The organism is Paenibacillus lautus, assembly GCF_050482385.1.
GTDB classification, from domain to species: domain Bacteria; phylum Bacillota; class Bacilli; order Paenibacillales; family Paenibacillaceae; genus Paenibacillus_AQ; species Paenibacillus_AQ lautus_B.
Map to the genome: position 1 here is coordinate 148,985 of NZ_JBCNHV010000016.1, position 19,154 is coordinate 168,138.

The window sequence follows — 19,154 nt, forward strand, 5'->3', positions numbered from 1 at the left end:
AAATCTTTCTCTCGAACATTAAATAAAGAGACTTTATAAAGTACATTTACTTAATATGCAACAGCATCTTTTCTTTGTCAACATCCAAAACACAGAAACCCCCGGAATTTAATTCCGAGGGTTCCTGTCAACTGCAAGATCAAGTGCCGGCTCCAATTCTTGCAGGGTTAGCCAGCGCATGCCTGCCTCAAAGTCCTCTTGAAATGTCTGCTTCAACACGACTTCAGGGTAAGACGGCATGGGGTGATGATGCAGATAAACTTCCCATGCCTGAGTCCAAGCTTCCGCCTCAATTCTGTACTGATAAATCACGATTTTGTCAGGAGCCAGAACGGCATTAACGGTATGTATAATTTGACATATGGAATGCACAAACTTCTCCTTTGTCATCTCTCGATTCCAATCCAGACCAATAGGCAGAAATTTGATTTCTCCCGACATGCCGTTCTTTCCTTTAACAATCCTCCCGTCGAGATAAATAGCCATGCCAGGCGGATATTTCATAGGAAAATAGATGCCGAGCACACACTGGTCTTCTTCCAAATTCTCCTTCATCGAATATCCACTAATGGCTGCATTCACGTCGTTCTCGACCATAACAGGCAGTCCAAACTGAGATTCAATCTCTTCAATCATGCGAAACCCTGTTAATTCTTGATGACTGCTTACCGTAATTTCTCCATTGACAGCCTGTCCCGGAATGCCGATGCCAATCACCTTTATAGAGGGATAAAGCTCAACGTAATGCTCAATAATTTCAAAGAAGCGCTGTCGCTCAAACACTGGCATGATGTATTCTTCTTTGGCCAACAGGTCATTTTCCAAATTCACTACGGTTGCAGAGATTAGCTCGGCTCCTTGCTTCTCCTTCAAATAAACGACAAGAGCAAGGCTGAAATTATAATTGTATCTATAAGTTAGCGCGGGTCTTCCGCCATTGGACGGAACGGTATCGTCTTCAAAAAGCTCCCCGAGCTCATACAGCTCCTTGACCAAGGAATTCACCGTAACTACACTCAGTTTGGTCAGCGAGGCCAATTGAGGCTTCGTCGCCGTTTCGACACGCTTCATGACTTTGCGGACATTATTTAAATTGATTTCTTTCATCAAATTAGCGTTTGCTTTTTTCATAAGCCCCCCTGTACACATATCAATCCATAATCGAAGTCATCCTTATAATAAACTACTTTTGCTGTTATTTAAAACGACACTAGCATGCATGTATAACAAAAAAAGCCGCAGGAAAAATACGGCTTTCATGTTGCTGAGGCCCTTTAGCATTAATCCGATGTGGCTTCTTGTTCTTTTGGCAGCGGCAAACCCGCTTCAACCAATCGCTTGTTCCGAGCGAAGAACACCGTAAGTACGAGCATAAACAATCCGGTACCGATCAGCAGCCATTCGATTGTGACCACATCGGCAAGCGGTCCGAATATCAACATCCCGATGGGCATCATGGAAGTCGAGATCATCCCGAAGACACCGAATATACGTCCCAGATAATTCTCGTCCACCTTCTCCTGCAGCATAACGGTTGTCGGCGTATTAAATATGGGCATCGCTACTCCGAACACAGCCATGATGGCTAAGTAAATCCAGAATACAGGTACAATGCCGAGCGCAAAAGTAGACACGGCCATGATGAAGCTGGCTATAGCCATCGTGTACACTTTATTTTTGAACCCGCCCCATGACGCAATGATCCCTCCTCCTGCCATCATGCCAACGGAAAACGCAATTTCGATTGCCGTTAAGCGCCATACATCGTCACCGAAGCTGCGGGTAACCTGCAGCGGCGTAAGAAAGGCAGAAGGTGCCATGAGCACAAAGAAAAATGCGAAGAAGATAAAAAAGGATTTTAAAAAAGCATGCTGTTTTATATACACCAAGCCCTCCTTGAAATCGTCCAGGTAGCCTGTGCTTTGCGTGTCCGATGCCTTTTTGTGCAACGGAATTTTGAGAAAGGCAAACAAGGTAAAAATCGCGATCGCTGCCGTAACAACGTCGATAAAAAAAATCGCTTCGATCGTTGCCATGGTGAGCAAAGCCGCGCTGACGATGGGCGCCACGAACATGGTGAGTGCTTGTAGGCTGCCGTTAATTCCGTTAACTTTCGTTAACTTCTCTTGCGGCACAATTTGAGGCAATATCGCCCCGACCGCTGGTGTCTGAATGCCGGCCCCGAGTGCGCGTACGGCAGAAATGACAAACAGCTGCCAAACCGCTTGGTAGCCAAGCATAAACGTAATGGCCAAAATTAGCGTAACCATCGCGATCATTGCATCCGCAATCATAATGAGCGATTTACGGTTGAAGCGGTCCGCCCATACGCCCGCAAACGGCGACAGCAAAAACGTCGGAATGAATCCGCAAATAATATACACCGTCATCATGATGCCTGATTGCGTAGTCAGCGTAATGTACCACATGATGGCATATTGCACCAAGGCAGAGCCAAACAGTGAGAGAGTCTGACTGCTTAAGAAGAGAATGATATTCCTTTTCCAATAGATTTTCTTATCATCTTCGACTTCTGACATCATTCCAACCCTTTCGTGATAAATCTCCATCACTCAAATTACATTCAATGTACCTTACAATGAAATGCGATATTTCTTCTTAATTGCTCATTTTGCGTCCATCATAGCGGCTGCCGATCCAATGTTCTATGTTCCGATCCTTTGGTTACAATTCCTGTGTGTCTCATTTTGATTCAAAATAGATTGGGTTTGTCACTACCGCCATCGACATACCATCCGCCTGTTTGAAACTCCGCCAAACTTCTGCTCGTAAAAATCTTCTTTGTTTGGCGTTAAACGTAAGTGTAACTCCCCCGTCCGAGTCAGCAGAAGTTTCTTCCTCTAAACCGCGCTCGCTGTACAGACGAATCTGATCGCCGGCAATCAAATCATCCAACTGAACGACCACCTCGTGATCGGCTTGCTTATAAGGGACTTGATCTCCAATCCCATACTCACCGCACTGAAGGTTAGCAAAAGGTCCGTCAGGCGAATAAGTGATGACGACATGGCCTTCAGCGATACCCTTCAGCAAGCTCTCCACCGTTTTTTCATCGGTCCAGACCCATACGCAGGGCATCGCATGCTTCACATATGTATCCGGACGATGTACATCGCTTCCGCCTACGGCTACCAGGCGTCTTCCCGTGACGAGCTGCTCCTGCCACCAAGAAAGCGCACGTTTGTTGTGCTCTCTCCAAGGCCCGTTCCAAATTTCTACCCAGTCGTAATCCACCTCGAAATCCCATTCCCATGGGCAGTTATCGCAGTGCGTATGGTTGAGCACGATCTTGGCTCCCCGCTCGCGGGCGACTCGAAACTTCTCATGCACATCGGATATCTCCGATACGCGAAAATCATCCATCGGGCTCGTCACGCCGAGAAAATTACTATGACCATAATTCGTCGTAAACTCCGTTCCCGGTATCATCAGTACTGAGGTCCCGCGCGGATAAGCAAGGTTTTGGCTGTTCGTATTGTGATCGGTCATGGCTATAAAATCGCAGCCCAAACTCTCCATCATGGCCGCATTCTCTTCCAGGGTATAAGTGCCGTCGCTATGAACGCTATGCGTGTGAAGATCTCCCTTCAGCCAGCGCGATGTCTTATAGGTAAACTCGATTTCTATTGTGACCGTACAACCCTGAGCGGGCACCTTGTAAGCGTTATGGAGAATAGCCCAATCTCCTGGGGCCAACCGTCCAGGCAGATATCCTGGAGTCGCTTGATTCGGACCGATGCTAAATTCCTGGCGTGCCCCTCCGCTCCAGCCTCTTACTCTCTCGGCGTCCCGTACCCCCAGATCAATGACGGCTTTTGCGGCATCATCGCCGTGGGATTCCACCTGATAGCTCACGCGGATTTCTTCGACATGCTCCGGCATTTGGAACGGAACTTCAATGTACGTACTTTGTTCCGAATGCTCAATATATCGTTTGAAAGCCGATATGTTCATTCGCTCGATTTGTTTAGCCATACAACTGCCTCCTCAATTATGCTTATTCTTTATTTGCGCCGACAAACATTCCTTTGACAAAATACTTTTGCACATACGGATAGATGATGATGAGCGGAAGAAGAGCAATGACAATCCCTGCCATTCTGACATTGGTCGTAATAAGAAAATTGCTCGAGGTCGAATCGGTATCGACAATGAGCGATTTCAACGCGATCTGCAGCGTATATTTGGACGAGTCATTTATATACAGGACGGCTGGCGTGAATTGGTTCCAGCGGCTGACAAATTCAAACAACGTGACCGTTGCCAGACCTGCTCTCGCAAGCGGCAAGTACATCGTAAAGAAGATCCGAAAATCCCCGGCTCCGTCGATCCGCGCCGATTCCGACATTTCGTAAGGGACGCTCAAAAAGAAATTCCGCATGAGCATGACGCTGAAGCCGGAGACGAAACCCGAAAGTATCAAGGAGGACAGCGTGTTCAGGAGTCCTAAATCCTGATTCACGATATATAGCGGGATCATGATAGCCTCGCTCGGAATCATCATCGTTAACAGGATCGCGGATAACATCCACTTTTTTCCGGGAAGTCCTTTCTGTATCAGGACATAGCCCGCCATGGAACTTAGGAAGACATGACCTAAGGTACCTACAACGGTCACAATGACATTGTTCGTAAAAGGCAAATAAAGCTTCATGCGGTTCCATACGGTGGAGAATCCCTCGAGGCTGAATTCCTTAGGCCAGAGCACGATCCCAGGCTGCATGGAAGCAAAATTTGATGAGAATGCAAGCGCGAGTGTATTTATGAACGGAATAACCATAGTTAAAACGAGCAGAAGGAGGAACAGAACATTGATCGTATCAAACAAACGGCCAGGCAGGCTTATTTTATTCATTGATTTCATATACCGACTCACCCTTCATCGTAGCGGATCACCGCTCTTGTTACATACGTTAGCGTGAATGTTGCCAAAATCACCAGGAAGCCGGCCGCCGTTGCAGGTCCAACGCTAAATTCCAATATCCCTTTTTGATAGGTGTACATCATAATGACGTCAACTTTCTTGGCAATGGCGCCATTACTCATCACGAATATTTGATCAAACAAACGCAGGATACCCAATACATTTAACATGATGACCACTTTCATAGTTGAGCGAAGCATCGGAACGGTGACGTAACGGACCTTCTGCCAACGACTGGCGCCGTCCATGCTAGCAGCCTCATACAGCGAGGGATTAATGTTCACGATGGCGGCCAGGTACATAATGCAGGTATAGCCCATCTCCTTCCATCCTGAAGTCAGGATCATGACGAAGCGGGCATAACGGTCCGAAGACAGGAACCCGACCGACTGACCGCCGAAGAGCTGAATGATCTGGTTCACGATGCCTGTATCCGGAGACAACAGTAGAATCCACATCCCGCCTACGACCACCCAGGAGAATAAATGAGGTAAATAAACGATCATTTGGGTCATTTTTTTGAACCAGGCGGAAGCCACTTCATTTAAGGAGAGCGCGAGGATTAACGGCAACAAGAAGTTGATAATAAAGCTTCCGGCGCCGATCACGATTGTATTCTGAAAAACTTCCCAAAAAACCGGATCCTTCAGTACCCTCAGATAGTTATCGAAACCGATAAAGGGCCGGTCTCCGATAAGCCGGTAATCTTGAATGCTGATAACAAGTCCCCGGGCAAGCGGATAAAAGGAAAAGATGAGGAAGTAGGCCAGGATAGGAAGCATCATAAAATATAAAGTTTTGTATTTGAATATGGCTTTCAAGGAAATTCGCCCCCTTATTGAAAAAATAAAGAAGGGCGCGGCGTCATCACCGCCCCTCCTCTTCATCTTTAATCGATATGTCCGCCTGCTTTAAGCTCTTCTCGCATTTTCTTTACGGCGTCGGAAGCCGGCATCTCGCCCATGATCGCTTTGAAGGAATATTCATTGATAATCTTCTCGGCATTCGCCCAATTCGGAGGGGTTAATTCCAAAGAAGCGTATTGATCGACGAGATCCTGCGCTTCCTGGACGCCCGGCAGTTTACCGAAAGGCGGTTCGACGTTGCGGTTATACCAGAAAGGAACGCCATGGTCGGAAGCATGCTCTTTACCGGTTTGGGTCAGTTCGTATTTGCCGTTGTCAACCGTGTAATCCACATCTTTTATGCCTAAGCTGCCCAGAGTAATACCTTCCTCGGAATGCCACCATTCAATGAATTCAAAGGCTGTTTTCGGATGCTCCGCATTGACGGGAACAACCCAAACATCCGGATCGCCTCTGCGCAGCATGTGGTTGCCGTTCGCGTCGGCTGCACCAGGCAAGCCCTTCGCTTCGAATTTCGTATTCGGATCTTGTTCGTGGCGCGTATTGTTCAGCATGCCTACCCAAGCGTCCCAGTACGTAATCATGCCGACACGGTCGGTCAGGAACAGGTCGCGCATTTTACCGGTGTCATTCGTGGTAAAGTTCGGATCCAGAATGCCTTCCTCAAAAAGCTTGTTCAGCCATTCATAAACCGGGATGGCCGCATCTGTAGAATATGGAACGTCCAGCTTGCCGTCCGCCGTTTCCACATATCGTTGTTTCAAGCCCGCTGCGCTGAAGAACCCCTGCAGCTCATACATGCCGGCCGTGCTGAGTCCGTACGTGTCTTTTTTGCCGTTTCCGTCCGGATCTTGTTCGGTGAACGCTGTGAGGACGTTGTAATAATCGTCCAGCGTTGCAGGCTCCGGCAGGTTTAATTTGTCCAGCCAGTCCTTGCGAACGATCGGCATCGTTCCTCCCTGGTACTTGGTGAACACGCCGTAGATCTGGCCATCCTTCGTCTTTACTTGTTCCCACTCATTCGCGGGAATGACGTTTGGATCCGACAGCACCTTAGAGCCGTTCACTTGATCGGTCAGCGGCGTAAGAATTCCTTGTTCAACGAAGGTGGACATCTTCTCTTTGCTGATTTGCAGCAGGTCGAACTTTTCTCCGGAAGCGATCGCTGCAAGCAGCTTCTGGTCATAGTCAGCAGCCGGCTTGTTCATCGTTACCTTGATGCCGGTTAGACGTTCGATTTCTTGCTCGAACTGTTTGTTCTCCTCAGGCGTTTTGCCGCCGATGACACCTGTCATGATTTTGAGTGTGCGTTCTTCTTTTGATGCAGCTTGCGATGCGGCATTGCCGCCTTCCTGTGTACCGCTGCCTGCGTTCGGGGAACAACCCGCAAGCAGCCCTCCGAACAGAGATACAGCCATGATTGCACTCATGATCTTGTTTCGTTTTACCAAGCTAACCACTCCTTATTAGTCATTAGGAAAGAACTTTGCAGGATTCCCTCACAACCAGCTGTGCGGGGATGATGATTTGCCTGTGGACATGTTTATCGCTTATTTTCTCGATCAACAGCTTGGCTGCTTCAGCTCCAAGCGTCTCTGCCGACAACTCCACAGATGTCAGCTTTGGATTCATATCTTGAGCTAAAATCGCATCATTGCTGAGGGCGATGACCGATAGCTGTTCGGGCACCTCAATATCAAGCTCCCTGGCTGCCCTCAGCACGCCAAGGGCCACTCTGTCCGTATCGGTAATGACTGCCGTATAGTTCATGTTTCCATAAGTATTCATGATGGACATGTATCCGTATTCCGTACCGTTGGCATGCAGCCTGTGGTTATAGTACAACACGTACTCTTCGCGCATCGGCAGACCGTACTGGCTATAAGCTTCCAATAAGCCATGTTTTCGATCATAAGACACGGTCATATCGGAGGCTGCATTCAGGAAGAGGATAGATTTATGTCCTCCTTGAAGCAAATAATCTCCTACCTGATGAGCCACGTTTGTGTTGTTGTTATCCACGTAGCTGATCGAATCGTCATATGGATCCGACCGCCCCACCAGCACAAGGGGAGTTCCCATCATCAGGTATCGTTGGATTCGCAGGTCATTCTTTCGAGGGTTGAGCAGAATGACGCCATCGACAGGATCCTGCGAATACATCGTGGGATCATCCTGCTCGGGTAAAGTGTCGAGCACTAAGCGGTAGCCCTGCTTTGAGCATTCCTTGATGACACCGTTAATCAACTGAGTATCAAAGGCCGTCATCGTCCCGTCAGGCGGGAGAGGGATCTTGAGTCCGATGCTCATCGTCCTCCTGATCGCGAGGCTTCGGGCCAGATGATTCGGGAAATATCCCAGCTCTTGGGCTACCTCAAGTACCCGCTCCGTCACTTGCTGGCTGATCGGCCTTTTTTTGCTGAACACACTGGATACGGTTCCCTTGGATACTCCAGCCCTTTTGGCAACGTCATCAATGGTAGCCATCTATTGTTGTTCCTTTCTCTAGCAAATTCTGATTGCTTGCTGGATCATTAAACCGGTTTAATAACCCTACGTCATTGATTGTAAAAAAGAATAATTTAATAGAATGCAGGTTTTTGTTAATTGAAAATTAAAAATCCTTGCCCCTAAAGCCGCCACGTTCTCCCGGCTCCCCCCTTCGTAAAACGACCACAAAAAAGGCCAACCAGAAGATTCTGGCTAACCTGATAATACGAAAAGCCGCCTATTAGGCGACTTTCTATGCATGTATATTAATGGTAACCCAACCCCTATCGTGTCCGGGTTACCATATTAGGTGTTTCCTCCCGGATGAATCTCCTATGCTCGTTTGGAGCGCATCGCCTTACATTGAGCAATGCCTCTATCGTTCATGAGTTTTACGTATTCCTCTGACTCTACGGCATAAATCGCAACTTTCCCGTTAGCGTCGTGATGAATACCCCAGCCATAGCGCTTGCCCAAAGATGAGGTTCGGAGACAAGGCTGCCCTTTGGAGAAGAACTTCTCGCGAGCGGTTGCTCTATCCTGCTCCGAGATTTGATTGCGCTCGGCAAACACTTCGAATAACACATCCTCTTGCGTGTATTTGTAAGGATGGTTCGATATCATTTCATACTGAAGAACCGGTATGGTCTTAGATTCACCTTTAGCCTTCGGAACTACAGCCTCGATAGCAGGGCAGTCTTCGGCAACTTGAATAAAGGTATTGTAATAATTCATATCTTTCATATGTAAGAATGACCTCCAGTTCATTTTTAGTTCTCTCTCATCCGGCCCTTTCCATATGAACATAATATCCTCATTTTCTTTGCAGAGATAGTGGTTTTCTCAGGACAACAACTTACGTCGTAACATAAAGTTCTCCCGTCTACATTGCATACTGTTCTCCTTACTAGAGATAACTTTTGGGATTGTAATATAATTTATTGTAGCGCCATTTCTCGGGCGTATCGGTCGGTCAAAGTTACATGAATTCGACCATAGGGTACATCTCCATGGTGCGCGCCATTATATAAGACACATAGATTCACGACATGTTTCTTGTATCGTTATATATCCTTTCCTATTTATCTACTTTTGGACACATTAATATAATCTGAATATTTATCGTCAGGTACGAAAAATATTTGAAATATTGAGAAACCCATATGGGAAACCAATGATGCTTTGGGGCATTTTACGAGATAGAAGCTGTTAGACTAACTCCATGCGGACCGTGATTCCGCTATTTGTAAGCAAAGGTGCTAAATATAAGGTTAATCGGACACAGATTCCGCTATTGCCTGGCATATCACCCTGAAAACAGGAAAAAGCCGATAATAACGGATTCTGTGTCCGCGAAGTCTTGAATTTGGTACATTTTTTCGGAAATAGCAGATCTCCTGTCCGCATACATCAAATGCACACCGCATACATCAGACGCGACACTGCATACATCAGATGCAGACCGCATACATCAGGGCACACTGCATACATCAGATGCAGACCACATACATCAGGGCACACTGCATATCAATTGTCCGACGGTTGCATTTATTCAATCAGATTATCATTATTGTCATTTCCAGCTCTTTCGTAGAGTTTTTCACGCTTATCCATTCTGTTCAGGTTGAGTTTCCTCAAGCAACTCTTCGTTAGTGGCCCATATCCGTCACATTGTATTTCCCCCTTGAATGGAAAATACAATCCAAAACGACTGGAAGAAGCAACAGAGACCCGTCGATTGACGGGTCCCTTCTTCGCTGTGCATACCTATATACCAAATAATACTAAATAGTTCCAGAAAAAAGTGTGGATGAACATCCTCTATTCCCTTATACCAGGTTAAAGCCTCGTATCGAGTCCATGTTCGCTTTAAGCTAGGTTTATGTTTTGAATCCAGTCCATATTCACTTACGCCAGGTTTATGTTTTGAATCCAGTCCATATTCGCTTACGCCAGGTTTATGCTTCGTATCGAGTCCATATTCACTTTCGGTTTTCGATCGATCGTCAGCAAGCCGTTCACTTCCTGCTGCACGTCCGTAATTTGCGTATAGCAGAATCCGCTCACGTAGGGTAAATTTTTGATCGCTTGCGTAATTCCCTCGTATCGCTTCAAAAATTCCTCCTCGTTACGAACCTGATTGCCGTAGCCCCAACCCTCTTCGCTTGTAAAGGCGATGCCGCCATATTCGCTGATGATCACAGGCTGGCCTCGATAGCCATAACCCTGCGCGAATGGATAACGATGCTTGTTATGCGCGAATTCGTTGCCTAACAGCGCGTCTTTGTCCCGGTATCGCTCTTCCAGCATAGCGCCTATCTCTTCATAATCGTGGAGTGTGATGATATCCGAAACCGTATGCTCCCAGCCATCGTTCACGATGACCGGCCGCATCTGATCGAATGCCTTGGTCAAATGATAGATCGATTCGGTAAATTGCTGCTGCTTGCGGTCGGTGGCTATGTCGGTTATCCCCCAGGACTCGTTGAACGGTACCCATGCGATGATGGAAGGATGATTGTAATGCTGCCGGACGACAGCCATCCACTCATTCGTGAATCGCTCCACCGCATCGTCCCCGAATTCGTAGGTCGACGGCATTTCCGACCATACCAGCAGCCCTTTGCGGTCGCACCAATATAAGTAACGGGGATCCTCCAGCTTCTGATGCTTGCGCACGCCGTTAAAGCCGAGGGCAAGCGTTTTGTCGATGTCTTCCAGCAGCGCTTCCTCCGACGGAGGCGTCAGATGCGTATCGTTCCAATAGCCCTGGTCGAGCAGCAGTCTCTGATAGATCGGCGTATGATTCAAGATGATTTGATCGCCTAAGATCCGGATGCTCCGCATGCCGAAATATGAATAGACCGTGTCGATAGGATTACCGTTTCGTTTCAAGATCATCTCGACGTCATATAAATTCGGATGGTTCGGGTGCCATGGCTTGATCTTCCATTCGCCCACGGCCTCGTTAACAACGCTCACGTCAACTGCTACGGTGCCGCGCTCTACGCTCGTTTCCGTCGACCGGATCAGTTTACCGTCAAACCGGATGATCGTCTGAAGGGTTAGTCCATTGTAATCATGCCCGGAATTGCCGAGTTCGTAATGGAAGTTCGCCGCCCCGCGCTCAAGCTCGGGGGTTATTTTCACCCGGTTGATATGAATCGGATTCACGTACTCCATCCATACGGTCTGCCATATCCCCGTCGTCTGCACGTACCAGCAGCCGAAGTTGTCCTTCATCCATCGCTGCTTGCCGCGTGGTTGGGTACAGCTGTTGCTGTCCACGGCTCGAACGGTAATCCTGTTCTCTCGGCCAAACTCGATCGCTTCGGTAATGTCAAAGGAAAAGGCTGCGTATCCTCCCTCATGTGTACCGATTTTGTGGCCGTTGACCCACAGGGTTGCCGAGTAATCGACCGCTTGAAAATGCAGCAAGATACGTTTGCCTGCTTCCTTGGAAGGTATGGCAACCATCCGCTCATACCATACGCAAGGATGGAACGATTCATCTGCTATGCCGCTTGCTTTCGTCTCAAACGCGAAGGGGACCGTAATTTTGCGGTCGGCTTCAAGACGGTCGTACCACTTGCCGTCTTCCCCTTCCCATGCATCGTCGAACCGGAAATCCCATTCCCCGTTCAGATTTTCCCAGTTTTCACGTACCAATTGCGGTCTGGGATAGTCTTTAATATATTTGTGCGAGCTAGACATTATGTTCCACTCTCCATCTTCTGTAAGTTTAACGTTTCTATTTCGTACCTATGGATTCCACCATTAAGTCGCCGAGCTCGATCTGCTCCGCATGAACCGATCGTAGGCCAACTCTCCCCCGCATGAATGCCAGGGGATCATCATATGTCAGGACCGGCTCTTTCCCGTCCTGCACATATACGCGAATCGTGCCTCGTACCGCCTCAATTCGCAAGCTTGCGGGCTCGTTTGGTTCCAGCGAAACCTTGACGCTATGCAGCAATTCGGAATCGTAATTATGTTTGTACAGCTCAAGCTTCGTCGCGCTGACCGAAAGGAAATATCCCATCAGCGAATCACTCACTTGATCCCGGAAATCCGACTCGTTAGTCACTCGGAAGAGCACGCCCGCCTGACCGGACGGATCGTCGCCCAGCTTCACGGTCGTTCGGATGCGATAGTCGGTCCAAAGAGGGCTGCCTCCATACATCTTGGCATCGGAATTAGCAGCGCCTGCAAAACCGCCGGCAGTTTCGATCCACTGGCCGTGGACATCCTCGGAGCTTGTTTGTTCCAGAAGACGCTCCAACTTGAACGTTTGCTCGTCGACCAGCTCGAAGTCCATCGTTTTCCATTCCATCGTTTGGTCGCTGTCCAATTGAATGGCAAGGCTATGTAATCCCTTTTCAAGCTTTAGGGATCCAACCCGAATTTTAACCCAGGATTCATTACCGGAGTATTGGCTGCCGTCGACTTTATAGTTTCCGACTTTCTTATCGTCCACGAGCAGTTTGAAGGATGCCGGCACCGCTCCGGCTTTGACCGTTAGGTCCAGCGCATACATGCCGGATTCCGACACGTTCACCGCATAACGCAACCAGTCGCCTTTTTCCGTCAGCGATGCCGAGTAGCTCCCATCCTCTGCGATCTGGATCGCCGTACCGTCCAAACTACGCCAAGCGCCTGCTGCCGATGGATGGCGGACCGAGAATCCTCTGCCTTCTTTGCTTAAGTAATGCACAGCTTCGATGCTGCCTGGAAGCGGTTTGGCCGTTTCGAAGTCACTGCTGCCGGAAGCGTGATTCGAGAATGCCGTATACGAAAAGCTCGGCTCGTCGGTTTCGAATTGATAACCGATTTTGCCTGGTCCGAACGGTGACGCCGATTGATCGAGCTTTAGAGTGCCGTCCAGGTAAACCCGCAACCGATCTTCTCCGCGCTCGACGCGAATCGTGTGCAGCTTGGACCAATCCGTGTCTTCGGAAATCTCCGCCGTTGCAAGCACATCGCGTGTTCCTCCCTCCATCCTGCCCACGGATATCCGGTTTCGCTCCGGCTCGATTTCGGCGAATCCGTATTGATTCGCTTCCTGATACGCGAACAACGCGGCGACGCGAGCCTTCGATGGGACCAAGTTATATTCGGCCGTATACATTAAATCCGTGCTCTCTTTGCTCACGATTTGTGCAATTCCTCCAGAATTCGCTGCTTCCCACCGGCTTTGATCGATGGCTGCTGCATCCAGCCTGTCGGCAAAGACCGGCCCTGCCGGGACGGGCTGATCGTAATTCGTAGGCCCCAGAATCTCCATCTTGTCTCCGTTGAAGACCAGCCGGTCGATGTTCATTCGACGCACTGGCGGGCCTTCTTGCGATCTTCCCGTCAAGTTATGATATACGAGATAATAGGAATCCAGATCGGGTCCCAACACGGTCGAGCTGTGGCCGAGTCCGTAGAAGTCCGGCTTGGTGCTGATGACGAGCGGATTGTTGGCCGGAATGGTGTATGGACCGAGCGGCGAATCATGGGACACGGCATAATGAATGCGATAACCTTTGCTGAATACATGATTACCGGTATACGTCATGTAATAGGTTCCGTTTCGTTTGATAATCATGGACCCTTCCGTCCAATGTCCCAGATACGGCCCTGGAATCGTCTGACCCACTCCGAATTCAGCGGGACCGTCCATGGGAACGCCGACAATGCCCGACGAACCTGCATGAGTAAACAGCCAGGAGCCGTCATCGTTGATAAACACCGAGCCGTCGATACTCATCCCGACGTTCTCGGAGATCCGTTCGAACGGGCCTGTTGGCGATTCGCTGCGAAACACATAGTGCCCCTTTCCTGCCGGAGACGTATAGAGATAGAACCAGCCGTTCCAGTAAATCACTTCAGGTGCGTAGGCGCCGGTCGATACGGGATCCTCCGTCACCAGACCCGCATACCTCCAATCGACCAGATTGTCCGATATCCACGCCTTGATGCCCGTCCGGTGATCCTTTGTGCTGACATACAGATAATAGCGGCCGTCATGCCGCAGTATATACGGGTCCCCGTTGCCGTAATCCTCCCATTCTTCCTCTAGGGAAGGAAAAGGATTGGCGTACATCTTTTCATTGTAAATGTCCAAATCGACCGCCTCCGGTTTCGTCCTTGAATCGCATCCCGACAATGCCAATCCGGCCAGTAATCCTAACGTGCCAAGACAACAAACGATCTTTGACAAGTGCGGCTTACTTATCGGCACAGGCCTCACCCCTTGATTCCGCTGATTGCCATCGACTCGATAAAGTATCTTTGGCAGAAAAAGAACACGATGATTACCGGCACCATGGCGATGATAGCAGCGGCCATGATCATCGGGTAGTCCGACTGGCCAATGTACATGGCCTGCATCGAGGCGATCAGCACTTGAATCGTTTGCTTCTCGGGCGTATGCAAGTAAATCAGCGGACCGAGAAAATCGTTCCAGATGCCCATAAAGCCAAGTGCGGCTTGGGCGGCAAGCGCCGGCTTCATGATCGGCAGCGCGATTTTGAAGAAAATGCCCGGAAAGCTGCAGCCGTCGATCTTCGCCGCTTCAATCAATTCCGTCGGCATCGCGCTTTGCAAATATTGCCTGATAAAAAAGATCACAACGATGTTGCCAAACAGGCCGGGCACGATGAGCGGCAGCAGTGTGTCCACCCAATCCAGCCTGGAAAATCCGATATACTGCGGTATCATAACGACCGAATACGGAATCATCATCGTTCCGAGCAATCCCATGAACAGGACGCCCTTGTATGGAAACTGGAATTTACCGAATGCATAAGCCGACATCGCGGATACCAGCATGCCGATGGTCAGAACAATCACCACGATGATCAAGCTGTTCATGAATCCGTGAAGTAAGGGCGATTCCTGCCACACCTTTGTATAGTTGCTGAACGAAATCGGGTCCGGGATCCACACAGGAGGAATTTCGAATACGTTTCGCTTATCCTTTAACGAAGTCGAGATCGTCCATATGAACGGTGCGATCATAAAGATCGAACCGCAAAGCAGCAACAGCAATGACCAGAGGTCCGTCATTTTTTTTCGATTCACAGATTTCCCCCCTAGTCTTGGTAAACCCATCGATTGGATAGCTTGAATTGAACCAGCGTGACGATAAAGATAATAATGCCCAGAACCCAGGCAACCGCGCTGGCATAACCCATGTTAAAGTACTGGAACGCATGCTGGAAAATATAATAAACCACCGTGGCGCCACTGTATTCCGGTCCGCCGTCTACCGCCAGCACGTAAATTTGGCTAAACGACTGGAATGCTCCTATGAGGCCCATAACGATGACGAAGAAATGGATTGGCGTGAGCAACGGGATCGTAATTCGCGTCAGCTTGTGCCATGCCCCGGCGCCATCGATTTCCGCAGCCTCATAATACGATGAGGAGATTGATTGCAGTCCCGCGAGATACAGCACCATATTCCCGCCGATACCGCCCCACAACCCGATTAGAATGAGCGAAGGCTTCACCCACTCCGGCTTGCCCAGCCAGTTAGGCCCGGTTATTCCAAACACCTCCCAAAGGAAGTTGTTCAGCAGCCCGTAATCCTGATTCAATATCCACTGCCACAACAGGGATACCGCGATAATCGGCGAGATGACCGGAAGGTAATAGATCGTCCGCATGAACGAGATGCCCGCAAATTTGCGGTTCATCAAAATCGCCAGCAAGAGCGACAGCACCATGCCGATCGGAATGCCGATCATTAGAAACACCGTGTTGTACATCGATTTGAACACTTTTTCATCGCTAAGGAGCTCTTTATAATTAGCGAGTCCCATCCACTGCGGGTCGGATAACATATCCCATTTGTGAAAGCTGATATAGATCGAGAACAAGATCGGCACAAGGCCGAACAAAAGAAACCCGAGAACCGGCGGAGCGACGAACAGATACAACCACGCCAGTTCTCTTCTGCGATACCCGCCAAGCTTGGTACCCATATTCCATTCCACCTTCGCCTGAATTCGTTATGACAGGATGACGTACGGCGGGAGGCGCCGAAATGAATGCTGACGCCCCCTGCCACTGCGGCATTATTTATTTCCTTTGTCGTACAGCTCCTGCATCTTTGGCTGGATCTGTGCTGTAAAGTCTTTCGCTGACATCTCACCGTTCCAAACTTTGTATGCGTTTTGATTAAACGTATCGTACCATTGCGTGTCTTTTGAGAAGGCTATGACGTTCGGACGACCGTAATCTTGGATAATGTCCAGAAAGACTTGGCGCGTCTGCGGTCCTTTGTCCATTTCCTTAAATTCGCCTTCCGCCATGTTGATCAAGTTGGGAACCGCTTGACCGAGCTGGTAATTCTCGCGTTGACCTTCTTCATCCAAGGACAGGAAGGCTGCCAGATCGAATGCTTCCTGCGGGTGCTTGGATTTCGCGGAAACAGCAAATCCCATCGAGCCGAGCCAGGTTGCCGTTTGTCCCGTGTTCGGGCTTGCCGGCCACGCCGCAATGTCCCAGCCAAAAGGAAGCTCCCAGAATGCCGGTTGATCCCATGGGCCCATCGCGAACATGCCAAGCTGACCGTTAATAAAGCGGGTATATGCATTCATCGCTTGCTCGGCTTCCTGATTCGGGCTGACCTTATGCTTCTGGTTCAGGTCAGCTACAAATTGCATCGCCTCGTAAAATGCAGGCTCGTTCACTTTTACCGTTCCTGTTTCGTAGTCGATAAATTCTCCACCGTTCGCCCATACCGCAGACTCCAGGCTGTAAGCGCCTACACCATATTGATCGGGCTTACCGTCTCCGTTAGCGTCGACCGTCAGCTTTTGAGCTGCTTCCAGCATGTCGTCCCAGGTCCATTCCCCTGCCGTTGCGGAAGGGTAAGGTACACCCGCTTTGTCAAACAAATCCTTGTTATAAACAAATGACCATGGTCCTACGTCCTTGGGCAGTCCGTACATGTCTCCGGCACCGACCTTGCTGCCGTCAAAGCGGTAGCGGTCCATTGCCTGCTTCCATACGTTATCGGGATTAAACAATGAGGTCTGGTCCAGATAGGACTGAATGTTGAGGAGCGTTCCAGCTTCCGCGAAGCGGTAAAACTCGGGACCTCCAACGTAGAATACGTCCGGAACCTTGCCGGAGCTGATCAGCGTCGTCATCTTCTGGGAGTACTCGCCTGGCGGCACCGAAGTGTACTTAACGGTGACGTGCGGGTACTTCTCCTCAAAGGAAGCGATCAGCTTTTCGAAAATCTTCTTTTCGTTCGGATTGCCGTGGCCCATAAACTCAATCGTTACGGGTTCCTTCTGGTCCGACCCAGCTGGAGCTTCATTGCCTGGTGTCGAAGTGTCCGGACTACTTGGTGAAGCCCCGCCGCTTGCACCGCTGCCGCCTCCGCTGCAAGCGGATAACACAAACATCAGCACCAGTATAAGCAGACCTGCAAACTTGCCTTTTTTCGGTTTCATGCGATTCCCCTCTTCTTTAAAAGGTTTGTAAGCGCTTTACAAAATCATAATAACTTATAATATTATAAATTTATATACTATATTTAGTATAAAATAGCGCTCTCTTTTTCACGAGCGGTCTAGAGTATTATTCTTTTACAAGCATGACCGGCACCACGATTCTTCTCGCTTCAAAGCCCCCTTCGATCTGCTCGATCAGAAGCTCTACGGTCAGTCGGCACATCTCCTCCTCGTTTTGGCGGATATACGGGACATTCGGCAGATCCGGCGGATCGAACGTGATCAGCTCCAGTTCGTCCGGCACCTGTCTACGGGATGCAACTGCTGCTTTATAGACATTTCTGCACAGCTCCGTATTGGCCGTAATGATGCCGGTGATATGGGGACTGCCATCTAAAAACGCCCTGATATGTTCGATGGACTGACCTGATGCGATCTCTTCCAGCGGGAGGAGACACCATAAGCTTTTATCGATCGACAATCCGTGCTCCAGAAAAGCCTGCTCAAACCCCTGGGCCCTCTCGTCCGTCACCGTATTCGTAATTTCGGGAGAGATGAACGCGATGGACGAATGGCCTTTGTTAAGTAGATACTCCACGGCTTCCCTTGTGCCATTAACGTTATCCGAGCTTACACTGTATGTCTTGACCTCCTTCAAGAACCGATCGATCAGAACGAAGGGGAAACGGTCCAACGAGAGCCTCAGAATCGAATCGTTGTACGTCTCGTTTTCAACCGGAAAAATGATCATGCCATCCACCCCCTGCTTTAGAAAGGACGAGATGACCTTGGACTCCTCAAGCTGGGATTCGCGTGTAATTCTCAGCATCACTTCATAGCCTGCGGCAGATGCGTACTTCTCGATGTTATCCAAAAAGCGCTGGTCCACTTTCGTTTTCATCGTCGGCAGCACTAACCCGATACGCCCGCTCTTGCCCGGACCTGCTGTCCATTCTCCCAACTGATCAAGCGCCGTGGCGTTCCCCGGCCTGCTCATGACGAAGGTGCCCTTGCCTTGGATCCGGACAAGCAAGCCTTCCTCCACCAGTCCGACCAGCGCGTTTTTACTTGTAATTTGACTGACGCGGTAACGTTCGGACAATTCTCTCTCCGAAGGGACACGGTCGCCTTCCCGCAGCTTGCCGATGGCGATCAGCCGCTTGATATCTTCCTGAATTTTTTTGTACAGCGGCAGAGATTTCAATGCCCATCACAACCTTTATGATTTAAATAGTATATTTAGTATATTATTATAATATAACTTGGTGTTTGTAAATGACTAAAAACATCTATCGACATACATTCTCAGAAGACAGACCGCGTTTATAGGATGTTTTTCTTGCGATATCAAGAATGCCCACGCTCCAAAGTTTATACTTTCTGATATCTTCAATTAAA

General features: G+C 49.1%; 14 protein-coding genes. All 14 read right to left on the reverse strand.

Annotated elements, in window-relative coordinates; translation table 11 throughout:
* Positions 1-108: 108 nt before the first annotated feature.
* On the reverse strand, positions 109-1,131 hold the full coding sequence (locus tag ABEW73_RS20945) for an ROK family protein (RefSeq protein WP_430167871.1): 1,023 nt from the start codon (positions 1,129-1,131) through the stop codon (positions 109-111).
* A 149-nt stretch (positions 1,132-1,280) separates the two neighbouring features.
* A complete protein-coding gene (locus tag ABEW73_RS20950) occupies positions 1,281-2,540 on the reverse strand; it encodes an MFS transporter (protein WP_430167868.1) in 1,260 nt (419 codons plus the stop codon).
* A gap of 163 nt (positions 2,541-2,703) precedes the next feature.
* Positions 2,704-3,996: a CehA/McbA family metallohydrolase gene (locus tag ABEW73_RS20955; protein WP_430167865.1), complete on the reverse strand. Its 1,293-nt coding sequence runs from the start codon at positions 3,994-3,996 to the stop codon at positions 2,704-2,706.
* Between the two features lie 22 nt (positions 3,997-4,018).
* Positions 4,019-4,885, reverse strand: a complete 867-nt coding sequence (locus ABEW73_RS20960; RefSeq protein ID WP_430167862.1) for a carbohydrate ABC transporter permease — start codon at positions 4,883-4,885, stop codon at positions 4,019-4,021.
* 8 nt (positions 4,886-4,893) lie between these two features.
* A complete protein-coding gene (locus ABEW73_RS20965) occupies positions 4,894-5,766 on the reverse strand; it encodes an ABC transporter permease subunit (protein ID WP_430167859.1) in 873 nt (290 codons plus the stop codon).
* 68 nt (positions 5,767-5,834) lie between these two features.
* On the reverse strand, positions 5,835-7,262 hold the full coding sequence (locus tag ABEW73_RS20970; RefSeq protein WP_430206395.1) for an extracellular solute-binding protein: 1,428 nt from the start codon (positions 7,260-7,262) through the stop codon (positions 5,835-5,837).
* Positions 7,263-7,284: 22 nt separating this feature from the next.
* On the reverse strand, positions 7,285-8,298 hold the full coding sequence (locus tag ABEW73_RS20975) for a LacI family DNA-binding transcriptional regulator (protein ID WP_430167853.1): 1,014 nt from the start codon (positions 8,296-8,298) through the stop codon (positions 7,285-7,287).
* Between the two features lie 336 nt (positions 8,299-8,634).
* The gene (locus tag ABEW73_RS20980; protein WP_430167850.1) at positions 8,635-9,045 is read right to left on the reverse strand and encodes a DUF6157 family protein; all 411 of its coding nucleotides are present in this window, start codon (positions 9,043-9,045) and stop codon (positions 8,635-8,637) included.
* 1,203 nt (positions 9,046-10,248) lie between these two features.
* Complete coding sequence (locus ABEW73_RS20985; RefSeq protein WP_430167848.1) at positions 10,249-12,015, reverse strand: glycoside hydrolase family 2 protein; 1,767 nt, start codon at positions 12,013-12,015, stop codon at positions 10,249-10,251.
* A 37-nt stretch (positions 12,016-12,052) separates the two neighbouring features.
* Positions 12,053-14,410 (reverse strand): family 43 glycosylhydrolase, encoded by a 2,358-nt coding sequence (locus ABEW73_RS20990; protein WP_430167845.1) that lies wholly within the window; start codon positions 14,408-14,410, stop codon positions 12,053-12,055.
* Positions 14,411-14,532: 122 nt separating this feature from the next.
* Complete coding sequence (locus ABEW73_RS20995) at positions 14,533-15,354, reverse strand: carbohydrate ABC transporter permease (RefSeq protein ID WP_430206398.1); 822 nt, start codon at positions 15,352-15,354, stop codon at positions 14,533-14,535.
* 26 nt (positions 15,355-15,380) lie between these two features.
* Positions 15,381-16,274, reverse strand: coding sequence for a carbohydrate ABC transporter permease (locus ABEW73_RS21000; protein ID WP_430167839.1), 894 nt, complete (start codon positions 16,272-16,274; stop codon positions 15,381-15,383).
* A gap of 93 nt (positions 16,275-16,367) precedes the next feature.
* Positions 16,368-17,756, reverse strand: coding sequence for an ABC transporter substrate-binding protein (locus ABEW73_RS21005; RefSeq protein ID WP_430167836.1), 1,389 nt, complete (start codon positions 17,754-17,756; stop codon positions 16,368-16,370).
* Positions 17,757-17,883: 127 nt separating this feature from the next.
* A complete protein-coding gene (locus ABEW73_RS21010; RefSeq protein WP_430167833.1) occupies positions 17,884-18,960 on the reverse strand; it encodes a GntR family transcriptional regulator in 1,077 nt (358 codons plus the stop codon).
* Positions 18,961-19,154: the final 194 nt, after the last annotated feature.

Bases quoted from the DNA above. Each gene is read 5' to 3' on its own strand.
- ABEW73_RS20945 (WP_430167871.1), bottom strand. From the start codon at position 1,131: ATGAAAAAAGCAAACGCTAATTTGATGAAAGAAATCAATTTAAATAAT.
- ABEW73_RS20950 (WP_430167868.1), bottom strand. From the start codon at position 2,540: ATGTCAGAAGTCGAAGATGATAAGAAAATCTATTGGAAAAGGAATATC.
- ABEW73_RS20955 (WP_430167865.1), bottom strand. From the start codon at position 3,996: ATGGCTAAACAAATCGAGCGAATGAACATATCGGCTTTCAAACGATAT.
- ABEW73_RS20960 (WP_430167862.1), bottom strand. From the start codon at position 4,885: ATGAAATCAATGAATAAAATAAGCCTGCCTGGCCGTTTGTTTGATACG.
- ABEW73_RS20975 (WP_430167853.1), bottom strand. From the start codon at position 8,298: ATGGCTACCATTGATGACGTTGCCAAAAGGGCTGGAGTATCCAAGGGA.
- ABEW73_RS20980 (WP_430167850.1), bottom strand. From the start codon at position 9,045: ATGAAAGATATGAATTATTACAATACCTTTATTCAAGTTGCCGAAGAC.
- ABEW73_RS20985 (WP_430167848.1), bottom strand. From the start codon at position 12,015: ATGTCTAGCTCGCACAAATATATTAAAGACTATCCCAGACCGCAATTG.
- ABEW73_RS20995 (WP_430206398.1), bottom strand. From the start codon at position 15,354: ATGACGGACCTCTGGTCATTGCTGTTGCTGCTTTGCGGTTCGATCTTT.
- ABEW73_RS21000 (WP_430167839.1), bottom strand. From the start codon at position 16,274: ATGGGTACCAAGCTTGGCGGGTATCGCAGAAGAGAACTGGCGTGGTTG.
- ABEW73_RS21005 (WP_430167836.1), bottom strand. From the start codon at position 17,756: ATGAAACCGAAAAAAGGCAAGTTTGCAGGTCTGCTTATACTGGTGCTG.